The sequence below is a fragment of the Vibrio sp. 10N.247.311.12 genome (assembly GCF_041467515.1).
GTDB lineage: Bacteria > Pseudomonadota > Gammaproteobacteria > Enterobacterales > Vibrionaceae > Vibrio > Vibrio crassostreae_C.
Map to the genome: position 1 here is coordinate 45,781 of NZ_JBFSUV010000012.1, position 16,699 is coordinate 62,479.

Annotated in this window: 17 protein-coding genes; 13 read left to right on the forward strand and 4 right to left on the reverse strand. The window is 44.4% G+C overall.

Translation table 11 applies throughout. The annotated features are described in order from the left end of the window. Positions 1-10: 10 nt before the first annotated feature. The 4 genes from AB6E30_RS07445 to AB6E30_RS07460 form a co-directional block, all read right to left on the reverse strand. Entirely contained in the window at positions 11-751 is a 741-nt protein-coding gene (locus tag AB6E30_RS07445; protein WP_065585129.1) for an ATP-dependent zinc protease, read from the reverse strand. Positions 752-1,039: 288 nt separating this feature from the next. Further along, positions 1,040-2,011 (reverse strand): tRNA 5-methoxyuridine(34)/uridine 5-oxyacetic acid(34) synthase CmoB, encoded by a 972-nt coding sequence (gene cmoB / locus AB6E30_RS07450; RefSeq protein WP_009846365.1) that lies wholly within the window; start codon positions 2,009-2,011, stop codon positions 1,040-1,042. A gap of 238 nt (positions 2,012-2,249) precedes the next feature. After that, entirely contained in the window at positions 2,250-2,978 is a 729-nt protein-coding gene (gene cmoA / locus AB6E30_RS07455) for a carboxy-S-adenosyl-L-methionine synthase CmoA (protein ID WP_017062083.1), read from the reverse strand. A 139-nt stretch (positions 2,979-3,117) separates the two neighbouring features. Continuing rightward, a complete protein-coding gene (locus AB6E30_RS07460) occupies positions 3,118-4,023 on the reverse strand; it encodes a DUF72 domain-containing protein (protein ID WP_372103125.1) in 906 nt (301 codons plus the stop codon). Positions 4,024-4,337: 314 nt separating this feature from the next. On the opposite strand from AB6E30_RS07460, the gene aspS reads away from it, so the two are divergent. The 13 genes from aspS (at position 4,338) to tolB (ending at position 16,593) form a co-directional block, all read left to right on the forward strand. Next, on the forward strand, positions 4,338-6,116 hold the full coding sequence (gene aspS / locus AB6E30_RS07465) for an aspartate--tRNA ligase (protein ID WP_372103128.1): 1,779 nt from the start codon (positions 4,338-4,340) through the stop codon (positions 6,114-6,116). 171 nt (positions 6,117-6,287) lie between these two features. After that, complete coding sequence (ruvC, locus tag AB6E30_RS07470) at positions 6,288-6,809, forward strand: crossover junction endodeoxyribonuclease RuvC (RefSeq protein WP_372103130.1); 522 nt, start codon at positions 6,288-6,290, stop codon at positions 6,807-6,809. A 153-nt stretch (positions 6,810-6,962) separates the two neighbouring features. Continuing rightward, a complete protein-coding gene (gene ruvA / locus AB6E30_RS07475; protein ID WP_017062079.1) occupies positions 6,963-7,574 on the forward strand; it encodes a Holliday junction branch migration protein RuvA in 612 nt (203 codons plus the stop codon). 103 nt (positions 7,575-7,677) lie between these two features. Continuing rightward, a complete protein-coding gene (gene ruvB, locus AB6E30_RS07480; RefSeq protein ID WP_017062078.1) occupies positions 7,678-8,694 on the forward strand; it encodes a Holliday junction branch migration DNA helicase RuvB in 1,017 nt (338 codons plus the stop codon). A gap of 552 nt (positions 8,695-9,246) precedes the next feature. After that, complete coding sequence (cydA, locus tag AB6E30_RS07485; RefSeq protein ID WP_372103133.1) at positions 9,247-10,833, forward strand: cytochrome ubiquinol oxidase subunit I; 1,587 nt, start codon at positions 9,247-9,249, stop codon at positions 10,831-10,833. A 13-nt stretch (positions 10,834-10,846) separates the two neighbouring features. Beyond that, the gene (gene cydB / locus AB6E30_RS07490; protein ID WP_372103136.1) at positions 10,847-11,983 is read left to right on the forward strand and encodes a cytochrome d ubiquinol oxidase subunit II; all 1,137 of its coding nucleotides are present in this window, start codon (positions 10,847-10,849) and stop codon (positions 11,981-11,983) included. 31 nt (positions 11,984-12,014) lie between these two features. Next, the gene (cydX, locus tag AB6E30_RS07495; RefSeq protein WP_000270284.1) at positions 12,015-12,122 is read left to right on the forward strand and encodes a cytochrome bd-I oxidase subunit CydX; all 108 of its coding nucleotides are present in this window, start codon (positions 12,015-12,017) and stop codon (positions 12,120-12,122) included. After that, positions 12,115-12,417, forward strand: a complete 303-nt coding sequence (gene ybgE, locus AB6E30_RS07500; protein WP_372103138.1) for a cyd operon protein YbgE — start codon at positions 12,115-12,117, stop codon at positions 12,415-12,417. Before cydX ends, ybgE begins: the two co-directional genes overlap by 8 nt. 172 nt (positions 12,418-12,589) lie before the next feature. Next, a complete protein-coding gene (gene ybgC / locus AB6E30_RS07505) occupies positions 12,590-13,027 on the forward strand; it encodes a tol-pal system-associated acyl-CoA thioesterase (protein WP_017062074.1) in 438 nt (145 codons plus the stop codon). After that, a complete protein-coding gene (gene tolQ, locus AB6E30_RS07510; RefSeq protein ID WP_017063515.1) occupies positions 13,017-13,700 on the forward strand; it encodes a protein TolQ in 684 nt (227 codons plus the stop codon). Before ybgC ends, tolQ begins: the two co-directional genes overlap by 11 nt. 3 nt (positions 13,701-13,703) lie before the next feature. Continuing rightward, on the forward strand, positions 13,704-14,147 hold the full coding sequence (tolR, locus tag AB6E30_RS07515; RefSeq protein WP_017062072.1) for a protein TolR: 444 nt from the start codon (positions 13,704-13,706) through the stop codon (positions 14,145-14,147). Between the two features lie 13 nt (positions 14,148-14,160). Further along, positions 14,161-15,228 (forward strand): cell envelope integrity protein TolA, encoded by a 1,068-nt coding sequence (gene tolA / locus AB6E30_RS07520; RefSeq protein WP_372103141.1) that lies wholly within the window; start codon positions 14,161-14,163, stop codon positions 15,226-15,228. 12 nt (positions 15,229-15,240) lie between these two features. Further along, on the forward strand, positions 15,241-16,593 hold the full coding sequence (gene tolB, locus AB6E30_RS07525) for a Tol-Pal system beta propeller repeat protein TolB (protein ID WP_017062070.1): 1,353 nt from the start codon (positions 15,241-15,243) through the stop codon (positions 16,591-16,593). Positions 16,594-16,699: the final 106 nt, after the last annotated feature.

Here is a 16,699-nt window from a genome sequence, read left to right on the forward strand (position 1 = left end):
CCTACTATTGTTATTTAACTTCCGTTTGTACGTACTTTTTACTTACATCTACTAGCGCTATGTCTTTGATAAATTCGCGCCCTAGTAATACAGGGTGACTCATTTGAGAGCGATCCGCCAATGTAAATTGCGCTTTTTCATGGATTTTTCCAACTTTAACCCATAATTCAATCACAGCTCGACGTTCTGTCTGATCATTCGTTGATTGGCGGATTTTCACATAACGTACAACAGGCGCTTCAATCCATTTTTGGTCTTCTGCCGCTTGTCCTTGGTCTTCTAGGTGGAACTTAACCCAGTTCTTACCATTTCGTTCGAATTCTTTAATATCGACGGCATTCAAAGAAGAGGTTGTTGCGCCGGTATCCACTCGCGCATCAAAGCTTTGTTTGATTGAGTCGATAGACACTTTTTCGATTCCGCCAAGGATAGTCGGTTGTGAGGTAGGAGCGATAGGAGCCGCTGCAACTGCCACGGGTTCTTCTTCCTCTAGCTCTTCAATGACTTTGTGTTCCATGCTTGTTAGATGAACATCTAACTGATTTGAAAGGGTGATGATTTCGTCTTCTAAGCTTTCAATGTAATCACTTTGATTACTGACTTGCAGTTCAAGATTTTGAACCTTATTTGCGATGTTTGTCTCTGAGCGGGCAATAGCATCGAGAGTTTCTTGGTGGTAGGCAGCACCGTTAGTAAGGGTACAACCAGAGAGCAAACCAACCGCCACAATAGGCGATAATCGCTTAAACATAAAAAAACCTTTGGAAATTAGAGAATAGTTCAGACTATTTAGAAGTTTAGCCCACAAAAAAGGATGCGTGAAGCATCCTATTGTAAGAGTCTGGTCATATTGAATCGCAATGTGAGCGCTACGCCAATTATTGTAATTTTAAATAGCTCACTTATTAAGCATAAGTCAATTTTTGTTCAATTTGCGCGCATTTTTGTGAAAGCTCACAGCGAAGCAAAAGGTGGCGCTGTAGCCACCAAAAAGCCATTACTCTGTTATCGGCTAAATAATGGCTTTCGGGCATCACATTTATGGCTTGGTCGCCACAAGAATGGCACGTCTTGGTGCTGGGTGACCTTCAACCGTTTTACTTGGATCATTCGGGTCTAAGTAATCTGGTAGAGAGTTGTGTGTCATCCATTCTGTCGTGCGTTGCTCGCCGATTGTCGTGACATTCTCATCCACGATGCGCACGTCTTCAAAGCCGACCTGTTCAAGCCAGCGTTTCAGAGCTCGAGCAGAGGGGAAGAAGTACACGTTTCTCATCTGCGCGTAACGGTCAACAGGAACCAGAACTGCATTTTCATCGCCTTCAATCACTAAGGTTTCAAGCACTAATTCACCGCCAGACACCAATTGGTCTTTCAGTTGAATCAAGTGATCAAGCGGAGAGCGACGGTGGTATAGCACGCCCATGCTGAATACAGTGTCGTACGCTTCCAGTTTTGGTAGTTGTTCAATACCTAGAGGTAAAAGGTGCGCACGTTGGTCATCGCCCATCAACTTACGGATCGCTTCAAACTGAACCAAGAAAAGGTGAGAAGGGTCGATACCTACTGTAAGACGAGCGCCTTCGCCAAGCATGCGCCACATGTGGTAACCATTGCCACAACCTACATCGAGCACAGAACGGTTTTTAAGTGGTGAGATATGTGGAAGCACACGATCCCATTTCCAGTCACTGCGCCATTCTGTATCGATATGAATGTCGTGAACCGTGTAAGGACCTTTTCTCCAAGGGTGGAAAGTCTTTAGCAAGCTTTCTAACTTTTTAAGTTCACCCGTGTGGAACGGTGTAGAGCTGCCAATGGTCACTGAGTTTTTCAGATCAACTTGGTCAGGCACACCTTGTGGAATCTTGTTCAATGCACGTAACCAGCGGTCGAAGTCACCGTGCTCTGCATTTTGCCAATCCGTCAGCTGTTGAGGAAGAACATTTAGCCACGGCTGAAGGCGAGTATCTTGGGCAATAAGTTGATAAAAATTGGCAAAATTAAACATTAGAACAAGTTCCTAAATTTTATTACTCGATACTATCGTCATCCTCGAACGCGAGTCGACGAGTGCATCGGGGATCTATAAATAGATGCTAGAGTGTTTTGTTAAGGGGCGCTTTCTGAGTCGCTCGACACTCATAAAAATACTAGTGATTAAGGTAAAGCTAAAAAGAGAGATTCCCTATCACGTTTATCCCTCACAGTAGGGAATGACGGGTATCATTCAGTATCACTTAGCTAGACTATTTAATAGCAAACATTGAACCAAAGTTGAAACATTGGAACCAGACTTCGCTGCTTGAGAAGCCAATCTTATCAAATCGCTCTCTGTGAACAGGGATCGAATCCGGGCGCATCACGTTTTCAATTGCGCTACGTTTCTGACTTACTTCTAGCTCGCTGTACCCGTTAGCACGTTTGAAATCATGGTGCAGGTCGATAAGCAGTTCATTTGAGCTTTCATCTTCGAATACGTATTTTTCTGACAGGATTAAGATCCCGCCTGGGCGCAGGCCAGCATGAATTTTCTCAAGCAGAGCGTATCGATCGTCTGGAGAAAGAAATTGCAGCGTAAAGTTAAGCACCACAACAGAAGCGTCTTTGATTTCCACTTCACGGATGTCGGCTTCAATCACTTCTACCGGTGTGTCACTGCGGTAAGCATTAACGTGCAATTTGCAGCGCTCAACCATGGCTTCTGAATTATCGATCGCGAAAATCGTGCAGCCTTCTTGCTGAATGTGACGACGCATAGAAAGTGTCGCAGCACCAAGCGAGCAGCCAAGGTCGTAAATATTTGAGTGTGGCTTTACAAAGCGCTCAGCCAGCATGCCGATTGCAGAGATGATATTGCTATAGCCAGGCACCGAACGTTGAATCATATCCGGAAATACTTCAGCAACCCTTGCATCAAAGGTGAAGTCTCCAATTTTATCAATAGGAGCGGAAAAGATATTGTCTGTGTTGCTCATAGCATTTTCTCTCGACAGTCAGCGTAATTGGCACAAAATTCGTACCAAATAAAAGGGGGCGTATTTTACGTAAAAAAAACGCCACTGTCACGAAAACTGAGATTTAGCTCAAGGTTCGAAGCTACTTACAAGTGAGAGGTTAAAACATCGAGATTTGGTGATTGCCTTTTTGAGCTGGAAACTGAGCCAGTTCGGGCAGTAATAATGATGTATTTTCAGAGACTTGCTTTTGTAGCCTCTTATAAATAGCAATCGCAAGTTCAGGTGCGTGGTTATTGTCTGGGGTGTGGATCATTAAATAGGGCTGCTTGCCTTCATTAAGCCAGTTTGGGATTTTGGCAAACCAAGGCTTAAAAAACTCAATATTAGGTTCTTGGTCTGGGTGACCAATAAATCGAATCATCGGGTTATTGGCGGTAGCAATTGCATGAACAGGAACACGCGGTTTTTTCTGATGCGCATCGATCACCGCTTCTGTGGTGGGTGGCGCAGAGAAAACGGGGCGGCTGTCCATAATGATGCGATTGATGCCTTCCTCAACCAGCCATTGGTTGAAGCGTTTTTCCGCATCGCCCTTATCAAAGAAACCTAAGTGTCGAACTTCGACGCCAAGCTGCATATCTTTTGGGAATAAGGTGCAAAACTTTTGTAGGGCAGGCAGCATGCTGGGCTCAAAACTGTGCGGCAGCTGAATCGTCCATTGACCAATACGGTCATGCAGTGGCGACATCGTCATCAAGAACTCTTTGAGTTCGGCTTGGCAGTGTCTCAGTTGTTGCAGGTGGGTGATGAATTTGGGCAATTTGAAGGTGAACTTGAAATCATCGTGACTGGCCGCTTTCCAATTGTGAACGGTAGACATACTTGGCGTAGCGTAAAAGGTGGTGTTGCCCTCAACGGTATGGAAAACTTGGGTGTATTTTTCCAAGCGTTCGGCAGGCTTGGTGCCTTTACCGTAGAACTGACTTTGCCACTCAGAATGAGACCACATAGTTAATCCAAGTCTTAGAGGTAAAGTTTCTGTTGTTATTACACGATTATCCATCTATTACACCGTTATCCATCACGCCATCAGTCATTACAAAAAGTTTTTGGGTTGAAACGAAAATCTACTTTACGAGAGTTTTGCTGATTAAGGTACTTTCGAGATATAATTATCGCAATTTTTTCGGTTTTGATGAATCTTTGCGCACTTGATGGGCTAAAAAGCAGCAAAGCCAGATAAAACACAATAAATTCGAATGTGGAAGGTCGATTTTAAGCGAGTTTCCGCGTATAAATGTTCCTTTGCTCTGTTGTGTGGAATGACCACTGACAGCTTGGAAATTAGTAAATAATTAAGAGATTGGGAAATTCATTATGCGTACCCATTACTGTGGTAACCTGAACAAGTCCCTGGCGGGACAAACTGTAGAATTGTGCGGCTGGGTAAACCGTCGCCGTGATTTAGGCGGTCTTATCTTTATTGATATGCGTGATCGTGAAGGCATCGTTCAGGTTGTTGTCGATCCAGATATGAAAGATATCTTCCCGATCGCTAACCAACTGCGTAATGAATTCTGTATCAAGTTTACTGGTGAAGTACGAGTTCGTCCGGACAGCCAAGTAAATAAAGACATGACTACTGGTGAAGTAGAACTTTACGCGACGGGTCTAGAGATCATTAACCGTTCAGAAGCGCTTCCACTAGACTTCAACCAAACGAACTCTGAAGAGCAGCGTCTTAAGTACCGTTACATCGATCTTCGTCGTCCAGAAATGAGCGACCGTATTAAGCTTCGTGCACGTGCTTCTAGCTTCGTTCGTCGTTTCCTAGATGAGAACTTATTCCTAGACATCGAAACGCCAGTACTAACGAAAGCGACACCAGAAGGTGCTCGTGACTACCTAGTACCAAGCCGTGTTCACAAAGGTAGCTTCTACGCACTTCCTCAATCTCCTCAGCTTTTCAAGCAACTGCTGATGATGTCTGGTTTTGACCGTTACTACCAAATCGTTAAATGTTTCCGTGATGAAGATTTACGTGCTGACCGTCAGCCTGAATTTACTCAAATCGATATCGAAACATCTTTCATGACTTCTCAAGAAGTACGTAACGTGACTGAGAAGCTTGTTCACGATATGTGGAAAGAACTTCTAGATGTTGAACTAGGTCAATTCCCAGTAATGCCTTTCTCTGAAGCGATTCGTCGTTTCGGTTCTGATAAGCCAGATCTACGTAACCCACTAGAGCTAGTGGACATTGCTGACTTGGTTAAAGATGTTGAATTCAAGGTATTCTCTGGCCCAGCTAACGACGAAAAAGGTCGCGTAGCAGTTATCCGTGTTCCAGGTGGTGCTAAGCTAACTCGTAAGCAAATCGACGGCTACGCTGAACACGTAAACATCTACGGCGCGAAAGGCCTAGCTTGGATGAAGGTTAACGACCGTGCTGCAGGCATGGAAGGTATTCAATCTCCAGTTGCTAAATTCCTAAGCGAAGACGTAATCAACGGTATTCTAGATCGTACTCAAGCTGAATCTGGCGATATCATTCTGTTCGGCGCAGACAAAGCGGGCATCGTTGCTGAAGCAATGGGCGCACTTCGTCTTAAACTAGGTACGGATCTAGAGCTAACAGACACATCTGCATGGGCTCCACTGTGGGTTGTTGACTTCCCAATGTTCGAAGAAGACGGCGAAGGTAACCTACACGCAATGCACCACCCATTCACATCACCACTAGGTGTGAACGCGGAAGAGCTAAAAGCGAACCCAGCAGCAGCAAATTCTGATGCATACGACATGGTAATCAACGGCTACGAAGTAGGCGGCGGTTCTGTACGTATCCACAACGCAGAAATGCAAACAGCGGTATTTGGTATCCTAGGTATCGAAGCACAAGAGCAACAAGAGAAGTTCGGCTTCCTACTTGAAGCGCTTAAGTACGGCACGCCACCGCACGCTGGTCTAGCATTCGGTCTTGACCGTCTAGCAATGCTGCTTTGTGGTACTGAGAACATCCGTGACGTTATCGCATTTCCGAAAACAACAGCTGCAGCATGTCTACTGACAGACGCGCCAAGCCTAGCGAACCCAGCATCACTGGAAGAGCTAGCAATCGCAGTTAAATTGGCAGAGAAAAAAGAGCAAGCGTAAGCCTGTTATCTTTTCTTGTTGATGAAGAGATCCTAGTTGATAGAGAGCTCTCAATTAATTAGCCAAGACTTGCCAGTAAATTAGAGAATGCCCGTTAATTTGACGGGCATTTTTTTTTGCGTTCGATATACTAAGCTCATAAAGCATGTATAAATAATCAGTATTGAAGTTATGTCTATTATCTTAGGAATTGACCCTGGCTCGCGTATTACCGGCTATGGCGTGATTCGTCAAAATGGTCGCCATCTATATTACTTAGGTAGCGGTTGTATTCGCACCTCTGAAAAAGACCTGCCGGGCCGACTCAAACAAATCTACGCCGGTGTGAGCGAAATTATTACTCAGTTCCAACCGGATGTGTTTGCGATAGAGCAGGTCTTCATGGCTAAGAATGCAGACTCAGCGCTTAAGCTTGGGCAAGCTAGGGGCAGCGCGATCGTAGCGGCTGTAAATGCGGATTTGCCTGTTCATGAATACGCGGCTCGTTTAATTAAGCAAGCGGTGACGGGTAATGGTGGTGCGGACAAGTCTATGGTTCAGAACATGGTGATGAGCATGCTTAAGTTACCCGCTAAACCACAGGCCGATGCTGCCGATGCTCTAGGCGTAGCGATCACTCACGCCAACACCAATAAAACTTTGATAGCGCTTGCGGGTAAAGCAACAGGAGCAAGAAAAGGGCGTTACCGATAACCATAGGCTATGGCGTTTCTGAAGACAGAATCATTCGGTTTCTTAAGCTAAGCAAGCTTAAATAAATCATCTTAATAAACACAAAGAACTGGATAAGCATCCAGTTCTTTTATATTCTGTCCCTCAAATTATATTCCATCAAGAGAGTGAATTGTGATCGGACGTCTACGCGGTACATTAATAGAAAAACAGCCACCAGAATTACTAATCGAAGTGAGTGGCGTTGGCTATGAAGTTCAAATGCCAATGAGCTGTTTTTACGAATTACCAAACGTGGGCGAAGAGGCAATCATCTACACGCACTTTGTTGTACGTGAAGATGCGCAGCTACTTTATGGTTTTAACACGGTTAAAGAGCGTGCGCTGTTCCGTGAAGTGATCAAAGCGAACGGTGTGGGCCCTAAGCTAGGCCTTGGCATTCTTTCAGGCATGACGGCTAGCCAGTTTGTTCAAAGTGTTGAACGTGAAGACATCTCGACGCTGGTTAAACTTCCGGGTGTGGGTAAGAAAACCGCTGAACGTCTGGTTGTTGAAATGAAAGACCGCCTGAAAGGGTGGGGCGCGGGTGACTTGTTTACTCCAGCGACAGATGCAGCTCCGATTGATTCTATGCCAACCGTTCACGACGCGGAAGAAGAAGCGGTAAGTGCGCTACTTGCATTAGGCTACAAGCCGACTCAAGCTTCCAAGGTGGTTTCTCAAGTGGCTAAAGATGGCATGACCAGCGAACAGTTGATTCGCGAAGCTCTGAAATCGATGGTTTAATACCCAATATACTTGTTCGACAAAATAGACTCATTCACTTTGCCTTTACACAGAGTCAAGAAGCGCAGAGTCAACAAGAGCATAGTTAGGAATAGCAGAATTTATGATTGAAGCCGATCGCCTTATTGCACCGGATAACCCAGTATTCAAAGATGAAGATGTCATTGATCGTGCAATACGCCCTAAAGCACTGGCTGACTATCAAGGTCAGGATCACGTTCGTGGCCAGATGGAGATTTTCATCAAAGCGGCACAACTGCGTAACGAGGCGCTCGACCATCTGTTGATATTTGGCCCTCCAGGCTTGGGTAAAACCACGTTGGCGAACATTGTTGCCAATGAGATGGATGTCAACATTCGTACGACTTCAGGCCCTGTTCTAGAAAAAGCAGGCGACCTAGCGGCGTTACTGACCAATCTCGAAGAAAATGATGTCCTGTTCATTGATGAGATTCACCGTTTAAGCCCTGTGGTTGAAGAGGTGTTGTACCCTGCAATGGAAGACTACCAATTAGATATCATGATTGGTGAAGGCCCAGCGGCACGCTCTATCAAGATTGACCTTCCTCCTTTTACTTTGATTGGCGCAACCACTCGTGCTGGCTCACTGACATCGCCGTTACGTGACCGTTTTGGTATTACTCAGCGTCTTGAGTACTACAAGGTTGAAGATCTACAAAACATCGTTCAGCGCAGTGCAGATTGCCTTGGTCTTTCTATGGAGTCCGAAGGGGCGCTAGAAGTTGCTCGCCGAGCTCGTGGTACGCCACGTATTGCTAACCGTCTACTGCGCCGTGTTCGTGATTATGCGGAAGTAAAAGGCGACGGGCATATTTGTCCGGAGGTTGCTGACAAAGCGCTAAACATGTTGGATGTCGATGCTAAAGGTTTCGACTACATGGATAGAAAGCTTCTGCTGGCGATTATGGAGAAGTTTGGTGGTGGTCCGGTAGGTATCGACAACATGGCTGCCGCGATTGGTGAAGAGAGAGACACTATTGAAGATGTGTTAGAACCTTACTTGATTCAACAAGGTTACCTACAAAGGACGCCAAGAGGTCGAATCGCGACCGACAGAGCGTATTTACACTTTGGAATAGATAAACCCTCCAATCGTTAAATTATTCATTTTTAAAGATCCCAGTTGCATAAGCGCTGGTTTTTTTTGCTTTTTACTGAATAACAACTCTTTGAGCGAGTCGATAAAAAGATCGAAAAGGGAGCTTCAAAAATGGAAACTTTGATTTCAGGTTTGATTTAGATAACAGGAAATGAAATAAGTTGTCATATTTTTTGTTAATACTTTATAGGTAGTTGTAATTCGGATGTTGAGGCGGTGCTGAGCATTTGTCACAAATATCATGCGCTGTTATTAAGACAAGCATAATTGGTGTGATTTTAATCATAATTGTACAAAAATAACTCTAATTTGCTCGAATAAATTTGATACAAATCAACGCAGGGTTCTCCCATAAACCTTTTGAAACATACTGATTTTACCAGTAATATTAGCGCCAGCTATATTAGCTCATGCTTAACAATAATCTAACTATAACGGTACGTTTTTGCTACAAATTTCAATTTGTAATAACAATTACATAAATTGTTTTAACATGGATTTTTGCGGTGAATAATCACACAAGTGTCATTCAGCCGACACAAAGGAGTTACCATGATTGATGTTGTTGATCTGTCGCGATTGCAGTTTGCATTTACAGCGATGTATCACTTCCTATTTGTTCCACTGACTTTAGGTATGGCATTTCTACTTGCCATTATGGAGTCAGTTTATGTAATGACTGGCAAGCAAATTTACAAGGACATGACCAAGTTCTGGGGTAAATTGTTTGGTATTAACTTTGCTCTTGGTGTAGCGACAGGCTTAACCATGGAGTTCCAGTTTGGTACTAACTGGTCTTACTATTCTCACTATGTTGGCGACATTTTTGGTGCTCCGCTAGCTATCGAAGCGCTTGTTGCATTCTTCCTAGAGTCTACTTTTGTTGGCCTATTCTTCTTCGGTTGGGACAGACTGTCAAAGCGTCAGCACTTAGCGGTAACTTGGTTAGTAGCACTTGGCTCTAACTTCTCTGCGCTTTGGATCTTGGTAGCAAACGGCTGGATGCAAAACCCAGTGGGTGCGGAATTTAACTTTGAAACTATGCGTATGGAAATGGTGAGCTTCGCTGAAGTTGTACTAAACCCAGTAGCACAAGTTAAATTCGTACACACAGTAGCTTCTGGTTACACAACGGGTGCAATGTTCATCCTTGGTATCAGCTCATACTACATTCTTAAAGGTCGTGACCTTGCCTTTGCTCGTCGCTCTTTCGCGATTGCAGCGTCTTTCGGTATGGCGGCGATCTTGTCAGTAATCGTACTAGGTGATGAATCTGGTTACGAGCTTGGTGAAGTTCAAAAAGTGAAGCTCGCTGCTGTAGAAGCGGAATGGCACACTGAAGAAGCACCAGCAGCATTTACTGTTTTTGGTATTCCGAACCAAGAGACAATGAATACTGACTACGCAATTAAAATTCCTTACGTAATGGGTATCATCGCAACGCGTTCGCTTGATACTGAAGTAACGGGCCTACGTGACCTACGTGATGACCACGTTGATCGTATCCGTACTGGTATGTACGCGTACGAGCTGCTTGAAAAGCTACGTGCAGGCGATAAGTCTGAAGAAAACATGGCTGCGTTCGACGAAGTGAAAGGTGACCTAGGTTACGGCTTGCTTCTTAAGCGCTACACAGACGACGTTGTTGATGCAACTGAAGACCAAATCCAAATGGCTGCGGATGATTCTATCCCAACAGTTTGGCCTCTATTCTGGTCATTCCGTCTGATGGTTGCTTGTGGCTTCATCATGCTGTTTGTATTCGGTGCTGCGTTTGTTCAAACGTGTCGTCAGAAAATCGAACAGAAACCATGGGTACTTAAAGCTGCGCTATTCTCAATCCCACTTCCTTGGATTGCGATTGAAGCAGGTTGGTTCGTTGCTGAGTTTGGTCGTCAACCATGGGCGGTTGGTGAAATCCTACCGGTTAACGTTGCTGCATCAGCACTGACTATTGAACAGCTTTGGACTTCTCTATTCGCTATCCTGGCACTTTACACAGTGTTCTTGATTGCTGAAGTTTACCTAATGCTGAAATTCGCACGTAAAGGTCCAAGTAGCTTGAAGACAGGCCGTTACCACTTCGAACAAAGCGATAACTCTGTTGAAGACAAAGTTAGCCGTTCAGTTGAAGTATAAGTGAGGGAATATTATGTTTGATTACGAAAGCTTACGACTTATTTGGTGGGTATTGATCGGTGTTCTACTGGTTGGTTTCGCCGTAACTGATGGCTTTGATATGGGTGTTGCCGCTCTGTCACCTGTTATCGGTAAGAGCGACACTGAACGTCGTATTATGCTAAACACGATTGCCCCTCACTGGGATGGTAACCAAGTTTGGCTTATCACTGCGGGTGGTGCATTGTTTGCTGCATGGCCACTGGTTTACGCGACGTCTTTCTCTGGTTTTTACTTCGCAATGTACGTAACGCTAGCTGCACTTTGGTTACGTCCACTTGCTCTTGACTACCGTTCAAAGATCGAAGATCCAAAATGGCGTAAAACTTGGGACTACGCACTTTGCTTTAGTGGCGCAGTACCACCAATCATTTTCGGTGTGGCATTTGGTAACCTACTACAAGGTGTTCCATTTGAACTGAACGAATTTATGATGTCTAAGTACCATGGTACGTTCTTCGCTCTGCTTAACCCATTTGCATTGCTTTGTGGTGTGTTGGCTCTGATGTTGTTCGTGATGCAAGGTGCAACATGGCTTCAAATGAAGACAACAGAAGCGCTGCACGCTCGTGCTCGTAACGTTGCTCAGATCACTGGCCTAATTGCTATTGCTCTATTCGTTATTGGTGGTTTCTGGGTTCAATCTATCGAAGGCTATGTAATTACGAGCACTATCGATACGTTTGCTGACTCAAACCCACTAAACAAAGAAGTATCACTTCAAGTGGGTGCTTGGATGACAAACTTCGAAACTTATCCAGCAATGTGGGCTGCGCCGATCCTTGGTGTAGCAATGCCACTGCTTGCTGTGATTGCATCTCGCTTTGAGCGTGGTGGTTTCGCATTCTTGTTCTCAAGTCTATCTAACGCTGGTGTTATTTTAACGGCTGGTTTTGCAATGTTCCCATTTGTAATGCCATCTAGCCTGAACCCTAGCCATAGTTTGACTATGTGGGATTCAACAGCTAGTGAGCTAACGCTTGGTCTTATGACCGCAGTTGCGGCGGTAATGGTTCCTGTGATTCTTGGCTACACAACTTGGACATACTACAAAATGTTCGGTCGTCTAGATAAGAAACACATCGAAGATAACGACGTTTCAGCTTACTAAGCTAGAAGTGAAATAACTTAGGAGAAATTTTATGTGGTATTTCGCATGGATTTTGGGTGTACTTCTAGCATGTGCATTCGGCATCATTAATGCTCTATGGCTAGAGCATTCAGAAATGATGGACAAAGACAGTGAGTAATCTCGCAGAGCAAGTTGCTAAGCTGCATCAACCAATGGATAAGACTTTGTTAAGAGCCTTAGCCCTAGTATTGGGTTTCATGCATGTGGGTTTAGTGATGTGGGATCCTGAAGCGTATGCGACAAGCATCGGTGGCTTTAACGCGATCATCGGACCAATGTTTATTTGGGCAGTATGCTCAAGCATGGTTTACGGTATCGGATTTAAGCCAAGAGCTTGGATGTGGCAGCTACTGTTTAGCCCATATGTTTCACTCACAATTTTGCTCTACCTAACGGTGCTGCGCCTTCTATAAAAGGCAAAGGATTTAGGTTCATAACAACGTGAGCCTTTATACTTGTTGGGTTTTTAGCCAAAAAGAGGTCATCTTATACAGATGGCCTTTTTTTTCGTCTCTCAAATCAAAAAATTCACAGCGATATACTATTAATGATAAGGAGTTAGGTTATAGTGAGATCTTTATCGTTTTGGATTGTGGTAGCAAATTGCAGGGATTATCTAAGCTATTTACGTGGCCAGTGACTGTGTATTACGAAGACACCGATGCGGGTGGCGTTGTATACCATTCAAACTATCTTAAGTTTTTCGAACGCGCTCGAACTGAGATGTTGCGCTCAATTGGCGTTTCTCAGCAAGTATTGTTAGAACAAAACATCGGTTTTGTAGTCCGACATATGGACATTGATTTTATTCAAGGCGCGCGTCTTGATGATTCTTTACAAGTCATTACAAATATTTACGAGTTGAAGCGAGCTACCTTGGTCTTCTGTCAAGAGATCGTAAATCCTGATGGCAAGGCATTGTGTAAAGCAATGGTTAAGGTAGCATGTATCGATAATCAAAAAATGAAACCCAAAGCAATGCCAACATTTATTCTCACGGAGCTAACGAATAGTGACTGCTGAAATCTCAATCTTAGGCCTAATTTTAGAAGCTAGTTTACTAGTTAAGATGGTCATGCTGACTCTTATGGGCATGTCTGTTGTTTCTTGGGCGATGATCATAAAAAGAAGTAAAGTGTTATCTCAAGCTTCTAAACAAACAGAAGTGTTTGAAGACAAATTTTGGTCAGGCGTTGATCTTGCAAAACTGTACCAAGAGAGCAACAAACGCAAAGACGAGCTTTCTGGTACTGAAGAAATTTTCTACGCAGGCTTTACTGAGTTCGCTCGCCTTCGTAAATCGAATGCAACATCACCTGACTTCATTATGGAAGGCACTGGCCGTGCGATGCGCGTTGCCGTTGCTCGTGAGATTGATGAACTAGAAACTAACTTACCTTTCTTGGCGACTGTTGGCTCTATCAGCCCATACATCGGCCTATTTGGTACGGTTTGGGGCATCATGCACTCATTCATCGCATTAGGTGAAGTGAAGCAAGCGACGCTCGCAATGGTTGCTCCTGGTATTGCAGAAGCACTGATCGCAACAGCAATGGGTCTATTCGCTGCGATTCCAGCGGTAATGGCGTACAACCGCTTCAGCAGCCGAGTAGGCAAGCTAGAACACAACTACGCGACTTTCTCTGAAGAGTTTCACAGTATTCTTCACCGTCAAGCGATGGCTGGCAGGGAATAATAGATGGCTGGATACCAACCTAAAAAACGCAAAATGACAGCAGAGATTAACGTTGTACCTTACATCGACGTTATGCTTGTTTTGCTGATCATTTTTATGGTGACTTCGCCGTTTGTTACTCAAGGCGTTGACGTTGAATTGCCTCAGGCTTCAACGGCTAAATCGGCACAAGACCTACTGGGTGACGACAATGCAAGTTTCATCATCGTTGAAGTGAACAAAGACGGTGAACTTGGCTTGAGCGTTAATGACGAAGAAGTACAGCGTGGCTTATCAATGGAAGATATTATCGTCCGTGTGAAAGCCGAGTTGTCTCTGAAGCCAAACTCTCCAGTGGCGGTTGGTGGTGATGCCGCAACGCCATACGCTGAAGTGGTTTTATTACTTGATGAATTAAGCCGTGCAGGTGTGCCAAAGGTTGGCCTTTTAACGGATATAAGGGAATAGCTCCGTAGCATTCATGAAAGCGAATAATAAAAAATCCAATAATTTCAGATCACCGCTTCTTATTTCTCTTGGGCTGCACGTCATTTTATTCGTTGCGCTCATTTGGGGGGCGGATTTCACGATGTCAGAGCCAAAGCCTACAGGGCAGATGGTTCAAGCAGTGGTGATTGATCCTCAGTTGGTTCGCCAGCAAGCTCAACAGATTCGTCAACAAAGAGAAGCGGCAAGCAAGAAAGAGCAAGAGCGTCTTGACAAACTAAGACGTGAAAGCGAACGACTTGAAAAGAATCGTAAAGCTGAAGAAGAAAATATTCGCAAGCTAAAAGAACAGCAAGCGAAAGAAGCTAAAGCAACTCGTGAAGCTGAAAAGCGTCGAGTTGAGAAAGAGAAACAACGCAAAGCTGAAGAAGCGCGTTTACAGCAAGAGCAAAAGAAAGCCGCTAAAGCCGAAGCTGACCGTAAGCTAAAAGAAGCTGCGTTAGTGAAAGCCGAGAACGAGCGTAAAGCCAAAGAAGCGGCAATCGCAAAAGCTGAACAAGAACGCGTGGCAAAAGAAAAAGCAGCGAAAGAGGCAGCAGACAAAGCTCGTAAAGAGAAAGAAGCCGCTGAACTCGCGGAAAAGCAACGCATAGCGAAAGAGAAAGAAGCGGCAGCCGCAGCAGAGAAAGCCCGTAAGGCAAAAGAAGCTGCAGCAAAAGCAGAAAAAGAGCGTAAACAACAAGAAGCCGCATTGAACGATATCTTTGCTGGGCTTGAAACGGAAGCGACTCAAAACTCTTCAGCAAGACAACAATTTATCACTGATGAAGCGCAACGTTACGGGGCTATCTATACCCAACTGATTCAACAGAACCTGTTGTTAGAAGACAGCTATCGAGGACGCTCATGTCGAGTGAACCTTAAGCTGATTCCAACGGGCTCTAACGCGATATTGGGTAGTTTGAGTATCTTAGATGGCGATAGCCGTTTATGTACAGCAACCAAGCGTGCGGTGGCACAAGTACAATCTTACCCGTTGCCTAAAGACCCAGACATTGTGAACTCACTGAAAGACATTAACTTAACTGTATCACCAGAGTAAAAGGACGAACTTGTGTTAAAGAAACTATTACTGAGTTTTGTTTTCTTAATAGCTACAAGCAGCCAGTTTGCACATGCAGCGCTGGAGCTGGTTATTACAGACGGTATTAACTCTGCAAGACCTATCGCTATTGTACCTTTCCGTTGGGAAGGCTCAGAGCCATTGCCACACGATGTATCAGCGGTTATCGCTTCTGACTTACAGCGCAGTGGTAAATTCAGCCCAGTTGCGACAAGCAAAATGCCTCAAACGCCTTACAGCGAAACTGAGGTTAACTTTGATGCTTGGACTAACCTAGGTGTTGACTCATTGCTTACCGGTAGTATCACTAAAAATGCCGAAGGGCAGTATGTGGTGAATTACCAATTGATCGATATTGTTCGTGGTCAACTGACCAAAGGACAAAGTCGTGCGCTGAGTGATGAAGGCCAATTAGTGCTTTCTAAAGATCACGTTCTATTCAATAAGAAGGCTACGGTTCCTGGTAATCGCTTGAGAGAGTACGCACACCGTATCTCAGACCTAGTGTATGAAGAGCTAACTGGTGAGAAAGGCGCGTTCTTAACTCGTATCTCTTACGTGGTAGTGAACGATAAAGACAAGTACCCGTATCAACTTCGTGTTGCTGACTACGATGGCTTTAACGAGCGTTTAGTACTTCGTTCTAAGCAGCCTCTCATGTCTCCAGCATGGTCACCAGACGGCAAAAAGCTAGCTTATGTGAGCTTCCAGAATGGCCAAGCTGAAATATTCATCATGAATATTTACACGGGTGAACGTGAGAAAGTGACGTCATACCCTCGTCACAATGGTGCGCCAAGATTCTCGCCAGATGGTAAAACATTGGCATTGGTATTGTCGAAAACGGGCAGCCTTCAGGTGTACACACTTGACCTTGCTAGCCGTAAGCTGACTCAAATTACCCGCGGCCGTTCGAATAATACTGAACCATTCTGGCACCCAGATGGCAAGTCTCTTATTTTCACATCGGATCGTGGTGGTAAACCACAGATTTATAATGTAAATTTGTCCAATAATTCGACTTCTCGTATTACTTGGCAAGGTAGCCAAAACTTAGGTGGCCAGATCACTCCTGATGGTCGATTCATGATCATGGTGAATCGCAGCAACTCAGGTTTTAACTTGGCTAAGCAAGATTTGGAAACCGGTGCGGTTCAGGTACTAACAAAAACATTGTTAGATGAGTCTCCAAGTATTGCACCGAATGGAGGTATGGTTATCTATAGCTCTATTTACAACAAAACAAATGTACTATCGATGGTTTCTATCGATGGACGTTTTAAAGCTAGATTACCGGCAACTAACGGACGCGTAAGAGCGCCTGCATGGTCACCGTTCCTCTAGGGAAAATTACATATTCTTTTAGCTATTGATAGTGTTAACTATTGTGGCATTTAACTATCTATAGCACTCTTAGTCGCTGTAGAAACTAAGTTTGATAACGTAAGGA